The organism is Streptomyces sp. NPDC057486, from assembly GCF_042802415.1.
Taxonomy (GTDB): domain Bacteria; phylum Actinomycetota; class Actinomycetes; order Streptomycetales; family Streptomycetaceae; genus Streptomyces; species Streptomyces yanii.
On sequence record NZ_JBHVEE010000107.1, the window covers coordinates 23,774 to 34,902 of the forward strand.

Sequence of the window (11,129 nt, forward strand, 5' to 3'; positions counted from 1 at the left end):
GTCGCGCCGCCCAGCACGCACACACTGGACGACGCTCCTCATGGGGCAGACATGGCCGGTCGCAGCACTGGGGCGTGTGTCGGAAGTCCCGCCGTCCGCCCGAAGGGTGGGCCCGGCGGCGTCCGGTGCGTGCGATCGCAAGGCGGAGGGTCGCCCTCGTACCGGACGTACTCGGGCGAGCCCGACAACGCAGCGAGCGTGCGTGCCGGGCGTCGCCAGGCAGGCGGGACTTCCGACACACGCCCTAGCGTCGGACCTTCCGGGTCGCCCGCAGCCACTCCTTGTTCATCGCCGAGATCGACGGCAGCGGAATGCCCTTCGGGCAGGCCGTGGCGCACTCCCCGGTGAGCGTGCAGCCACCGAACCCCTCGCTGTCCATCTGCCCGACCATGTCGAGCACCCGGGTCTCGCGCTCGGGAGCGCCCTGCGGCAGGACATTGAGGTGGTTGATCTTCGCCGAGGTGAAGAGCATCGCCGAGCCGTTGGGGCAGGCGGCGACACAGGCGCCGCAGCCGATGCACTCGGCGTGCTCGAAGGCGAAGTCGGCGTCCGGCTTGGGCACCGGCGTGGCGTGCGCCTCGGGGGCGGTGCCGGTAGGGGCGCTGATGTAGCCGCCCGCCTGGATGATCCGGTCGAAGGCGGACCGGTCCACGACCAGGTCCTTGACGACCGGGAAGGCCGAGGCACGCCACGGTTCGATGTCGATCGTGTCGCCGTCCTGGAAGGAGCGCATGTGGAGCTGACAGGTGGTGGTGCGTTCCGGGCCGTGCGCGTCGCCGTTGATGACGAGGCTGCACGCGCCGCAGATGCCTTCGCGGCAGTCGTGGTCGAAGGCGACGGGGTCGTCGCCGGCGAGGATGAGCTCCTCGTTGAGAGTGTCGAGCATCTCCAGGAACGACATGTCCTGCGAGATGCCGTCCACCTGGTAGGTGGACATGGCGCCGGGGGCGTCGGCGTTCTTCTGGCGCCAGACGCGCAGGGTGAGCTTCATGCGTAGCTCCGCTGAGTGGGGTGGACGTACTCGAAGACGAGGTCTTCCTTGTGCAGGACGGGGGCGTCGCCGGTGGCCGTGAACTCCCAGGCGGCTGCGTACGAGAACTCCTCGTCCCGGCGGGCGGCTTCGCCGTCCGGGGTCTGCGACTCCTCGCGGAAGTGGCCTCCGCAGGACTCGGCGCGGTGCAGTGCGTCGAGACACATGAGCTCGGCGAGCTCCAGGTAGTCGACGATGCGGTTGGCCTTCTCCAGCGACTGGTTGAACTCCTCGCCGGTGCCGGGCACCTTGATACGGCGCCAGAACTCCTCGCGGATCTGCGGGATCCGGTCGAGCGCCTTGCGCAGACCCTCCTCGGTGCGGGCCATCCCGCAGTACTCCCACATGAGTTCGCCGATTTCGCGGTGGAAGGAGTCGGGGGTGCGGTCGCCGTCGACGGCGAGCAGCAGGTGCAGCCGGTCCTCGGTCTCCGCGACCGCTTCTTCCACGGCCGGGTGCGAGGCGTCGATCTCGCCGTGGTGCGGGTTGCGGGCCAGGTAGTCGTTGATGGTCGACGGGAGGACGAAGTAGCCGTCGGCGAGACCCTGCATCAGCGCCGAGGCGCCGAGCCGGTTGGCCCCGTGGTCGGAGAAGTTGGCCTCGCCGATCGCGAACAGGCCGGGGATCGTGGTCTGGAGGTCGTAGTCGACCCAGAGTCCGCCCATCGTGTAGTGCACCGCGGGGTAGATCCGCATCGGTGTCTCGTACGGGTTCTCCGCGGTGATCCGCGCATACATGTCGAAGAGGTTGCCGTACTTCTCCTCGACCTTCGCCCTGCCCATGCGCTGGATGGCCTCCGCGAAGTCGAGGTAGACGCCCTGTCCGCCGGGGCCGACGCCGCGGCCCTCGTCGCAGACGTTCTTCGCGGCGCGCGAGGCGATGTCGCGTGGCACGAGGTTGCCGAAGGCCGGGTAGATGCGCTCCAGGTAGTAGTCGCGCTCGTCCTCGGGGATCTCGTTGGCCGGTCGGTTGTCGCCCTTGGCCTTCGGGACCCAGATCCGGCCGTCGTTGCGCAGCGACTCGCTCATCAGTGTCAGCTTGGACTGGTGGTCGCCGGTGCGCGGGATGCAGGTGGGGTGGATCTGGGTGAAGCACGGGTTGGCGAAGTACGCTCCGCGCCGGTGGGCGCGCCAGATGGCGGTGGCGTTGGAGTTCATGGCATTCGTCGACAGGTAGAAGACGTTGCCGTAGCCGCCGCTGGCCAGCACGACCGCGTCGGCGAAGTACGTGTCGATCTTCCCGGTGACGAGGTCGCGCGCGACGATGCCGCGGGCCCTGCCGTCGACGATGATCAGGTCGAGCATCTCGGTCCGGGCGTGCAGCTCGACGTTGCCCGCGGCGATCTGCCGGGACAGTGCCTGGTAGGCGCCGAGGAGCAGCTGCTGCCCTGTCTGGCCGCGGGCGTAGAACGTGCGGGAGACCTGGACACCGCCGAAGGAGCGGTTGTCGAGAAGGCCGCCGTACTCGCGGGCGAACGGGACGCCCTGTGCGACGCACTGGTCGATGATCTCGACGGAGATCTGGGCGAGCCGGTGGACATTGGACTCGCGGGCGCGGAAGTCGCCGCCCTTGACCGTGTCGTAGAAGAGCCGGTGGATCGAGTCGCCGTCGTTGCGGTAGTTCTTCGCGGCGTTGATGCCGCCCTGGGCAGCTACCGAGTGGGCGCGGCGGGGAGAGTCCTGGAAGCAGAACTGGACGACGTGGTAGCCCTGTTCGGCCAGCGTGGCCCCGGCCGATCCGCCGGCCAGGCCGGTGCCGACGACGATGACGGTGTGCTTGCGGCGGTTGGCCGGGTTGACGAGCTTGGCCTCGAAGCGGCGGGTGTCCCAGCGATCGGCGACGGGGCCCTCGGGGGCCTTGGTGTCGATGACGGGTGCACCGGTCTCGTAGTGCGAGTAGTCGGTCATGTCAGCTCACAACTCCGGTCATGACGGCGACGGGTACGGAGATGAAGCCCACCGTCAGCACCAGTGCGAGGATGTTGGCGATGGTCTTGAGAACACGGTCGCGGCTCGCCCTGCCCGCGCCGAGGGTCTGCGCGGCGCTCCAGAACCCGTGCTGGACGTGGAGTCCGAGAGCGAGCATGGCGACGATGTAGATGACGTTGCCGTACCAGGTGGAGAAGGTGTCGACGACGTTCTGGTAGGGGTGCCCCGACTGGAAGCCGCCCGAGTGGACTGTTCCGGTGGTCAGGTCGAGGACGTGCCAGACGATGAACAGGGCGAGGATGATCCCGCCCCAGCGCATGGTGCGGGTGGCGTAACTCGCCCGGGGCTTCTTGTGGACGTACTTGCTGGGCCGCGCCTTGATGTCCCGGCGGCTCAGCTGGTACGCGGAGGTTGCGTGCGCCACGACGGCGACGACGAGCACCACACGGACGATCCAGAGGGCCCACTCGAAGTGCAGGAAGGGCTCACCCATGACCCGCAGCCAGTGGGCGTAGTGGTTGAACTCCCCCGGCCCGAAGAAGATCTTCAGGTTGCCGATCATGTGGACGACCAGGTAGCCGAGCATGATCAGGCCGCTCACGGCCATGACCGTCTTCTTGCCGACGGACGAGTCCCAGAGCGTACGCGTCATGGACGGCCGTCGGTCCGTCCGTGTTGCCAGTGCCATGGGCACGACGCTACGACCGAAGGGTCTCATCGGTCCAAGACATGACGCGGCTCATGTCCATAGCCTCTGACTATGGAGCGGGCTAGGCTGGGTGTATGCAATTCCAGCAGCTCATGTACTTCGTGGCCGTCGCCGAGACACGGCACTTCACCCGCGCCGCGGAGGAGGTGCATGTCTCGCAGCCCTCGCTCTCCCAGCAGATCAGGGCGCTGGAGAACGAGCTGGGGGCAGAGCTGTTCAGCCGGGCCCGCGGCAACATCGCCCTGACCGACGCGGGCGAGGCGCTGCTGCCGCTGGCCCGCCGGATCCTGGCGGATGCCGATACCGCCCGGCACGAGGTGCAGGAGCTGGCCCAGCTGCGCCGGGGCCGGGTCAGGCTCGGGGCGACACCGAGCCTGTGCACGGGGCTGCTGCCCGACGTGCTGCGCACATTCCACGACCAGCACCCGGGGATCCAGCTGCTGCTGGAGGAAGGCGGCTCACACGACCTCGTACGGGAGCTGGCGCGGGGGGCGCTCGATCTCGCGCTCGTGGTTCTGCCGCTGCCGGCCGCCTCGCCTGCGCTGACCACGGTGGAGCTGCTCCAGGAGGACCTGGTGGTGGTGTCGGCGGCCGGGGCTCCGCGACCGGGGAAGGGCGGAAGCGTGCGGATCGCGGACCTGCAGGGCGAGCCGCTGGTGATGTTCCGGCATGGCTACGACCTGCGGGAGCTGACCGTGGCCGCGTGCCGGGCGGAGGGCTTCGAGCCGTCGTTCACGGTGGAGGGCGGCGAGATGGACGCGGTGCTCGGTTTCGTACGGGCGGGACTGGGCGCGGCGGTGGTGCCGAGCATGGTGGCGGTCCGGGCGGGGCACGACCTGCGGACGACACGGCTTGCCCCGCCGGGGCTGCGGCGAACGATCGCGCTGGCGCACCGCAGTGACGTGGCGCCTCCACGGGCGGCGCGGGAGCTCCAACGGGTACTGCTGGCCAGCCGGCCGGACGGGCTCGGGAAATCGAGCCCGTCCGGAGGCTGAGGACGCGGCCGGTGCCGGTCCTCCTCGCTCAGACCGCGTCGGCCAGCAGCAAGGCGTGGATCCGGTCGGGAGCCCCGGGCCGCGCGTAGTACCACCCCTGGGCCGTGTCGCAGCCGAGCTTCCGCAACTGCTCCGCCTGGGCTCCCGTCTCGACACCCTCCACCGTGACCGCCAGGTCCAGGCTGTGCGCCAGTGAGACGATCCCCTCGACGATCTTCAGATCGACCGGGTCGGCCGGATGCTGCTGCATGCCCTGGGTGAAGGAACGGTCCAGCTTGAGGACGCTCACCGGCAGCCGACGCAGATTGGCCAGGTTCGAGTAGCCCGTACCGAAGTCGTCGAGCGCGATGTCGACACCCATCTCGGCCAATTGCCGCAGCGGCTTGAGCAGGTCGTCATCGGCTCCGATGAGCGCGGACTCGGTGACCTCCAGGCACAGCGCTCCCGGGTCGAGACCCGAGCGTTCCAGCACGTCGACGGTCTCGGCGACCAGGCGCGGATGGTGCAACTGGGTCGGCGAGAGATTGACGTTGATCCGCAGCGGACCGCCGTCGCTGTGCCGCTCCTGCCAGAAGTTGGCCTGCCGTACGGACTCCTCCAGCACCCATCGCCCGAGCGGCACGATCAGCCCGGTGTGCTCGGCGAGCGCAATGAATCGGTCCGGCCCGAGCACCCCGTGCTGCGGATGGCACCAGCGCACCAGTGCCTCCGCGCCGTGGACCGTGCCGTCGCCGAGGTGCACGAGCGGCTGGTACTCGATGAAGAACTCGCCGCGCTCCAGGGCGGCGGGCAGCGCGGTGGTGAGCCCGTGCCGGGTGATGGCACGGGCGTCCGCCTCGGCGTCGGCTATTTCGAAGCGGTTGCCGCCCGCCGACTTGGCCCGGTACATCGTGATGTCGGCACTGCGCAGCACCTCGGCGGCGCTGCGTTCGCCCGCCGGTCCTTCGACGACGCCGATGGAGCCTCGTACGGTCAGTTCGCGGCCGTCGAGCCGGATCGGCGTGGCGAGCACACCGAGGATCCGGCAGGCCAGTTCGTCGACCTCCGACTCCGTGTGCGGGCCGGTGGTCAGCGCCACGAACTCGTCGCCGCCGAGCCGTGCCACCATCTCGCCCGGCGCGGTCGCACAGCTCTGCAGCCGGTCCGCGACCTCGACGAGCAGCCGGTCCCCTGCCGCGTGGCCCAGGCTGTCATTGATCGCCTTGAAGCCGTCGAGGTCGAGATAGCAGAGCCCGAAGCGGCTGCCGTCGTCGGCGGAGAGCGCCTTCTCCAGGCGTTCGAAGAACAGCGTGCGGTTGGGCAGGCCGGTGAGCGCGTCGTGGGTGGCCTCGTACCGGAGCCGCAGATTCAGCAGCCTGCGCTCCGTGGTGTCCTCCATGAGCGCCAGCTGGTACTGCGGCCGGCCCTCGGGGTCGCGGAGCAGCGACACCGTGAGGTTGGTCCACAGGACGGTGCCGTCGTTGCGGTAATACGGCTTCTCGACGCGGTAGTGCTCGCGTTCGCCGCGTACCAGCTCCTCGTAGTACTTCCACACGTGCGGCGAGTCCTCGGGGTGGACCCACTCGTTGACCCTGTGGCTGCGGACATGGTGATCGAGGCCGCCGAACATACGGGTCAGCGTGTCGTTGACCTCCAGCACATTGCCTTCCAGATCGGCGATCCCGATGCCGATGGCGGCGTCCTTGAAGACGGCACGGAACCGCGCCTCGGTGGCGTGCAGCGCCTCCTCGGCGTTGGAACGGGCGGTGAGCGCCGAGCGGGCGATGGCCTCCTGTTCGGCCAGGGTCCGCTCGCGCAGCGCCTGGGTGAAGCCGCCCGCCAGAGCGTGCTGCATGCGGGCACAGCGGGCCCTGCTGTCCTCGGTCGACAGGGTCACCGGGCCGTTGCCGCCGCAGTAGAGCACCAGGTACGAGTCGACGACGCCCAGCGTGGAGCTGAGCGCGTCCGGGTCCGTGCAGTGCGCGGCGACGAGCGCGGCTCCCACCTTGTTGGCGGGCGCGGGATCGAAGGGACGCGCGTGCAGGATGTCGCTCAACCTGCGGGCCAGCGGCAGCAGATGCTGTTCGAACTCCGGACGGGTCATGGACGTTGCCGTCGAGGGGAAGATGGCCCGGCTCCAGATGGTGGCGAATCTCCGGAGCCGGTCCTCGGCGCCGTCGGGCTCCGCGTCCGGTGCTCCGGACGCTTGGGCGGGAATACTCACGCCTTGCGTCCCACTCCGCCGAAGCCCGAGAAGGCATATGGGTCTTCCTGCTCCTGCACCACGGGGGTGTCGGGACGCCAGTTGGGCATGGCCACGAGCCCGGGCTCGACCATCTCGTACCCGTCGAAGAACCGGCTGACCTCGTCGCGCGACCGCATGATCAGCGGATTGCGGATGTTCCGGTAGACACCGACCGCACCGCCCGCCTCCTCCTGGGTGAGCGGGATGCCCTCGTACGAGGCGTGGGTGATGACGAGCAGGCTGCCGGGGGCGAGTGACTCGGTCAGCTCGGCCACGGCCGCCTGTGGTTCGTCGGCGTCCTCGATGAAGTGCAGGACGGCGACGAGCAGCAGCGCCACCGGGCGTTCCAGGTCGAGGAGTTCGCTGACCTCGGGGCTCTTCAGAATCTCCTGCGGGCGGCGCAGATCGCCGGCGGCGATGACCGCACGGTCGTTTCCTTCGAGTACGGCCTGGCTGTGCGCGACCGCAACGGAATCGTGGTCGACATACGCCACCCGCGCCTCCGGGTCGGCGGCCTGGGCGACTTCGTGCACATTGCCGAAGGTCGGTATGCCGGAACCGATGTCCAGGAACTGAGTGATGCCTTCACTCACCGCATGACGCACCGCCCTGCGCATAAAGGCACGATTGGCCTGCATGATCTTGGGGAGTCCCGGCATGAACTCCATGGCCTTGCGGGCCGCTTCCCGGTCCACTTCGAAATTGTGCGATCCGCCCAGATAGAAGTCATACATGCGTGACACGCTCGGCACTGAAATGTCAATGCCTTGCGGTGCCCAGGCGGGACGCTCCATCGATGTCTCCAACAAGTCGCCACGGCGATCCGGCCATGTTCATGGTCAGTGTTGACCAGAGGCTACTGATCGACCGCCAGGAGAGCGAGCGGAAACGGAAATTAGCGGTCCGTTATTGGTCACACACCAGTGGCATGTGCATCCGGCCCGTCGCCAACGGTGACATTCAGCGACGGGCCGGTCCGGAACGGCTGTTGTGGGGCTACTTCGGGGCGCCGACGAGCTTTGCCTCGGGGGACACCACGTACCATGTGCCCCCGACACCCTGGCCGTTGGTGTCACCCGGCTTCGTGTCACCGGAGAAGGTATAGATGGGCCAGCAATCGATGGCCTGCTGCTTGAGACCGTCGGGACGATTGAAGGTGACAAAGCCCTTGGTGGTGACGCCCTTCACATCATTCTTGGCCAATGGGGCGACAACCGGCCACTTCGAGAGGCAGGCCCCGGTGCAGGCCGACTTCATGGGCCATGCCGTGTCCTTCTTGAACCGGTAGACCGTCATGCCGCGCTTGTCGACGACGATGTCTCCGAGTTTCGGGTCCTTGCGGACCGAAAGTCCCGCGAGATCGGCCCGCTCACCACCACTCGGACCGTCGGCGCTCACCGCAGCCTTCTTGCCGTCCGGCGCGGAGGCGAACCATGTACCTCCCACTCCCTGACCATTGGCGTCTCCGGGCTTGGTGTCCTTGGCGTACCGATACATCGGCCACCCCGCAATGGTGAGTTGCTGCGTGCCGTCCGCACGGGTGACTTTGTCGATCAGCGCTCCATCGGCACCCGCGGCGGCCTTCACATTGCCCGCGGGAACGACCGGCCAGACCTTCGCGCAGCCGCCCTCGCAATTCGACTTCGGCGGGCTCGCGGTGTCCTTGTCGAAACGGTAGAGAGTGAATCCCTCGCTGTCCGTCACGACCTTGCCGAGTTTCTTGCTGTCCCACACCGCGAGCTGTCCTGCCTGCTTGGACGTGCCCACCTGTGCCCCGGAATCGGATCCGTAGTCGCTGCCGGAGCCGTATCCGCTGTCGGCGTCGTAGCCGCTGCCCGCCTGACCGGCCGGACTGGCATTTCCGACGTTCTGACCGTTGGGCGAATCCGTGCCCTGCTCCTGACCGCACGCCGTCGTCAGCGCCAACAGGGCCGCCGCGGTGACCGCGAGCGAGGCGTTCCGCCAGGTCTTCATGTCAACTCCCGTGATTTTTCCGCCAGTTGTGAACAGACCGCGCCGTTCATGGCCCTAGGTACGGGCGGCGGGTGCTTCTCTGTTCAACGCGCTCGCAGAAATTTCCCGATCCGCAAACCATCGGTGCTCCAGGTCCCCTCCATCAGGGGAATCAGGACCGTGGTCCGCGTGCCCTCCCACCGGCCGGAACATGCTCCCCGTCATGTACGGATCCCTCTTCGGGCGGCTCACCGCAGCCGTCGCACTCAGCTGGCTCCTGACCGCCCCGGTGCCCGCGGTGGCCGACAACTGCTCGTACGCCTCGATCGGGGAAGACGGCGGGAACTCGGCGGTCGCCACATCGGGTGACGGTCATTGCCAGGCGGGCCCGGCGCCCAGGCCGACTCCGCGGCCGACACCCCCACCGCCGGCCCCGCCTCCCCCTCCCCCACCGCCGCCACCTCCGGCACCGCCTCCGCCTCCGCCACCACCCCCGGCACCGGCGCCACCACCACCGGCGCCCACACCGCCGCCTCCGGAGCCCACACCCTCGGTACGCCCCACGCCACCCCGGCCGAAGCCGGTGGCGATCCCCACCTACCGCAAGCCGCCGCGCAAGGTCCCCCGGCGCGGTCCCTCCCTGGTCGCCCTCACCCTGCTGATCACCGCTCCTGCGGTGTTCGCCGTTGCCGTGCTACGTCCCCGCTCCCGCTGACCCACGGAGAAGCCCATGTCGGAATGGCTCGTTCTCACCCTCGCCATGGCCGCGGTCTGCGCCGTCGTGCTCACCATCGCCGTCCTCAACCATCGCCGCGTCGGGGAGGACGACGACCCGTCCGAAACCCCTGACGTCATCGAATACATGACGATGATGATCGGCGTGGTGTACGCCATCGTGCTCGGCCTCGCCATCGCGGGCGTCTGGGAGGGGCGCAGCGCCGCCCAGGAGTACGTCCGCCAGGAGGCCCAGGCACTGCACGAGGTGAACGCCCGCTCCTCGGTCTACCCGGCCGAGGTGCGTACCCGGATCCGCGCCGATGTCGACGCGTACGTCGGTCATGTCGTCCACGACGAGTGGAAGGCGATGGCAGAGCACGGCAGCCTCACCGCCGAGGGCGCCGAACTCCTCGGCCGGGTACGTGCCGACGTCACCGACTACCGGCCGAGGAACGACCACGAGGGGCAGGCGTATCAGCCACTGGTCGACCAGGTCGCCGCGGCCGACGACGCGCGCAGCGCCCGCGCCCAGAGCGCCGGCGCCACCATGCCGGGCGTGGTCTGGTTCGGCCTGATCACCGGGGCGCTGGTGACCGTCGGGCTGATTTTCACCCTGCAGATCCGCCGAACCTTCCGGGAACTGCTGCTGGCCGGGCTGTTCAGCGTGCTCATCGCCTTCCTGCTCTTCCTGATCTGGGACTTCGACTCCCCCTTCGGCCGCGACATCTCGGCCACGGCCACGCCGTTCCTCGACCTCTTTCCCAACGTGTCGGGCTGACGCGTGCCCTGACGATCTGACGACCTGAAGGCCTGACGGTCCGACGGTGCGCGGGCCCGACGGTGCGCCGCCCGGGGGACACCTGTGCCCCATTCGCCCGCCCCCGATCGCGAGCGATATACAGCACTTCTAACGTTTCCTCCATCGAGGTGCATATCTGACACTTTGTGGATATTCGTTCCGCAGTTGCCCCTCGGGGAGGAGGATTCACCATGCTCGCCATAGGTGTCGCACCCGTCGCCCTGCTCGGCGCCGCCACTATCGCCCTGACCACTCCGGCTGCGTCCGCGTACGCCGTGTCGTCGGGGGGCGCGCCGGGCGCGACCGGATACACCGTTGCTCCGTCGGTGATCGCGCCGGGCGGCCAGGTCACCCTGGCCGCACGGGGGTGCCCAACTACAGCAACGGCCAGCTCGGGCATCTTCGACAGCGTCACTATTCCCGGAGGAGGCAGCGCCTCGGCCACGGTCGACCGGGATGCAAAACCGGGCGCTTCCTATGAAGTGTCGTTCATTTGCAATACATCGCCGACCTCCACGGCGGAGATCGGTCTCACGATCTCCGCCGGCACCCCCGGCACAGGCTCCACGGCGCTCGCGCCGAACGGTGTGCAGGGTGATCTCGGCGGCGGCATCGGCCGGATGAATGCCGCGCAACTGGTCGGCGGCACGGCAGTGGCCGTGGCCGCGACCACCGGCGCCGTCTTCGTGGTGCGCCGGCGCAACGAGAGGTACAGCCACTGACCGACGCAGACCGTCGGTGGTACGCCCGTCGCCCCGGTTACTGTTGAAGTTC

The 11,129-nt window shown here is 68.7% G+C and carries 10 protein-coding genes; 4 read left to right on the forward strand and 6 right to left on the reverse strand.

Annotation, left to right across the window (positions count from 1 at the left end):
* Positions 1-244: 244 nt before the first annotated feature.
* From ACFU6I_RS35215 to ACFU6I_RS35225, 3 genes are read right to left on the reverse strand one after another with little or no spacing between them, the layout of a single operon-like run.
* A complete protein-coding gene (locus ACFU6I_RS35215) occupies positions 245-991 on the reverse strand; it encodes a succinate dehydrogenase/fumarate reductase iron-sulfur subunit (protein WP_384374400.1) in 747 nt (248 codons plus the stop codon).
* Positions 988-2,937, reverse strand: a complete 1,950-nt coding sequence (locus ACFU6I_RS35220) for a fumarate reductase/succinate dehydrogenase flavoprotein subunit (protein ID WP_384374403.1) — start codon at positions 2,935-2,937, stop codon at positions 988-990. The genes ACFU6I_RS35215 and ACFU6I_RS35220 overlap by 4 nt, the downstream gene beginning before the upstream one ends.
* Position 2,938: 1 nt before the next feature.
* Positions 2,939-3,646, reverse strand: a complete 708-nt coding sequence (locus tag ACFU6I_RS35225) for a succinate dehydrogenase (RefSeq protein ID WP_384374406.1) — start codon at positions 3,644-3,646, stop codon at positions 2,939-2,941.
* Between the two features lie 95 nt (positions 3,647-3,741).
* Here ACFU6I_RS35225 and ACFU6I_RS35230 point away from each other — a divergent pair, with 95 nt between their 5' ends.
* Positions 3,742-4,662: a LysR family transcriptional regulator gene (locus tag ACFU6I_RS35230; protein ID WP_384374409.1), complete on the forward strand. Its 921-nt coding sequence runs from the start codon at positions 3,742-3,744 to the stop codon at positions 4,660-4,662.
* 28 nt (positions 4,663-4,690) lie between these two features.
* On the opposite strand, the gene ACFU6I_RS35235 is transcribed toward ACFU6I_RS35230, so the two are convergent.
* The 3 genes from ACFU6I_RS35235 to ACFU6I_RS35245 all read right to left on the reverse strand — a co-directional run bounded on the left by ACFU6I_RS35235 (position 4,691) and on the right by ACFU6I_RS35245 (position 8,860).
* The gene (locus ACFU6I_RS35235; RefSeq protein ID WP_384374412.1) at positions 4,691-6,865 is read right to left on the reverse strand and encodes a putative bifunctional diguanylate cyclase/phosphodiesterase; all 2,175 of its coding nucleotides are present in this window, start codon (positions 6,863-6,865) and stop codon (positions 4,691-4,693) included.
* Positions 6,862-7,680 carry an SAM-dependent methyltransferase gene (locus tag ACFU6I_RS35240; RefSeq protein ID WP_384374415.1) on the reverse strand — a complete coding sequence of 273 codons (819 nt, stop codon included), beginning with the start codon at positions 7,678-7,680 and terminating at the stop codon, positions 6,862-6,864. The genes ACFU6I_RS35235 and ACFU6I_RS35240 overlap by 4 nt, the downstream gene beginning before the upstream one ends.
* 202 nt (positions 7,681-7,882) lie before the next feature.
* Positions 7,883-8,860: an SCO0930 family lipoprotein gene (locus ACFU6I_RS35245; protein WP_384374418.1), complete on the reverse strand. Its 978-nt coding sequence runs from the start codon at positions 8,858-8,860 to the stop codon at positions 7,883-7,885.
* 562 nt (positions 8,861-9,422) lie between these two features.
* On the opposite strand from ACFU6I_RS35245, the gene ACFU6I_RS35250 reads away from it, so the two are divergent.
* The 3 genes from ACFU6I_RS35250 to ACFU6I_RS35260 all read left to right on the forward strand — a co-directional run bounded on the left by ACFU6I_RS35250 (position 9,423) and on the right by ACFU6I_RS35260 (position 11,077).
* The gene (locus ACFU6I_RS35250; protein WP_384374421.1) at positions 9,423-9,554 is read left to right on the forward strand and encodes a hypothetical protein; all 132 of its coding nucleotides are present in this window, start codon (positions 9,423-9,425) and stop codon (positions 9,552-9,554) included.
* Between the two features lie 15 nt (positions 9,555-9,569).
* Positions 9,570-10,334: a hypothetical protein gene (locus ACFU6I_RS35255; protein WP_384374423.1), complete on the forward strand. Its 765-nt coding sequence runs from the start codon at positions 9,570-9,572 to the stop codon at positions 10,332-10,334.
* A 212-nt stretch (positions 10,335-10,546) separates the two neighbouring features.
* Positions 10,547-11,077, forward strand: a complete 531-nt coding sequence (locus ACFU6I_RS35260) for a hypothetical protein (RefSeq protein ID WP_384374426.1) — start codon at positions 10,547-10,549, stop codon at positions 11,075-11,077.
* Positions 11,078-11,129 lie beyond the last annotated feature (52 nt).

What these genes read in the sequence shown, in the direction of transcription:
- ACFU6I_RS35260 (WP_384374426.1), top strand. Translation starts at nt 10,547, where the DNA reads ATGCTCGCCATAGGTGTCGCACCCGTCGCCCTGCTCGGCGCCGCCACT.
- ACFU6I_RS35215 (WP_384374400.1), bottom strand. Translation starts at nt 991, where the DNA reads ATGAAGCTCACCCTGCGCGTCTGGCGCCAGAAGAACGCCGACGCCCCC.
- ACFU6I_RS35230 (WP_384374409.1), top strand. Translation starts at nt 3,742, where the DNA reads ATGCAATTCCAGCAGCTCATGTACTTCGTGGCCGTCGCCGAGACACGG.
- ACFU6I_RS35245 (WP_384374418.1), bottom strand. Translation starts at nt 8,860, where the DNA reads ATGAAGACCTGGCGGAACGCCTCGCTCGCGGTCACCGCGGCGGCCCTG.
- ACFU6I_RS35240 (WP_384374415.1), bottom strand. Translation starts at nt 7,680, where the DNA reads ATGGAGCGTCCCGCCTGGGCACCGCAAGGCATTGACATTTCAGTGCCG.
- ACFU6I_RS35255 (WP_384374423.1), top strand. Translation starts at nt 9,570, where the DNA reads ATGTCGGAATGGCTCGTTCTCACCCTCGCCATGGCCGCGGTCTGCGCC.
- ACFU6I_RS35225 (WP_384374406.1), bottom strand. Translation starts at nt 3,646, where the DNA reads ATGGCACTGGCAACACGGACGGACCGACGGCCGTCCATGACGCGTACG.
- ACFU6I_RS35220 (WP_384374403.1), bottom strand. Translation starts at nt 2,937, where the DNA reads ATGACCGACTACTCGCACTACGAGACCGGTGCACCCGTCATCGACACC.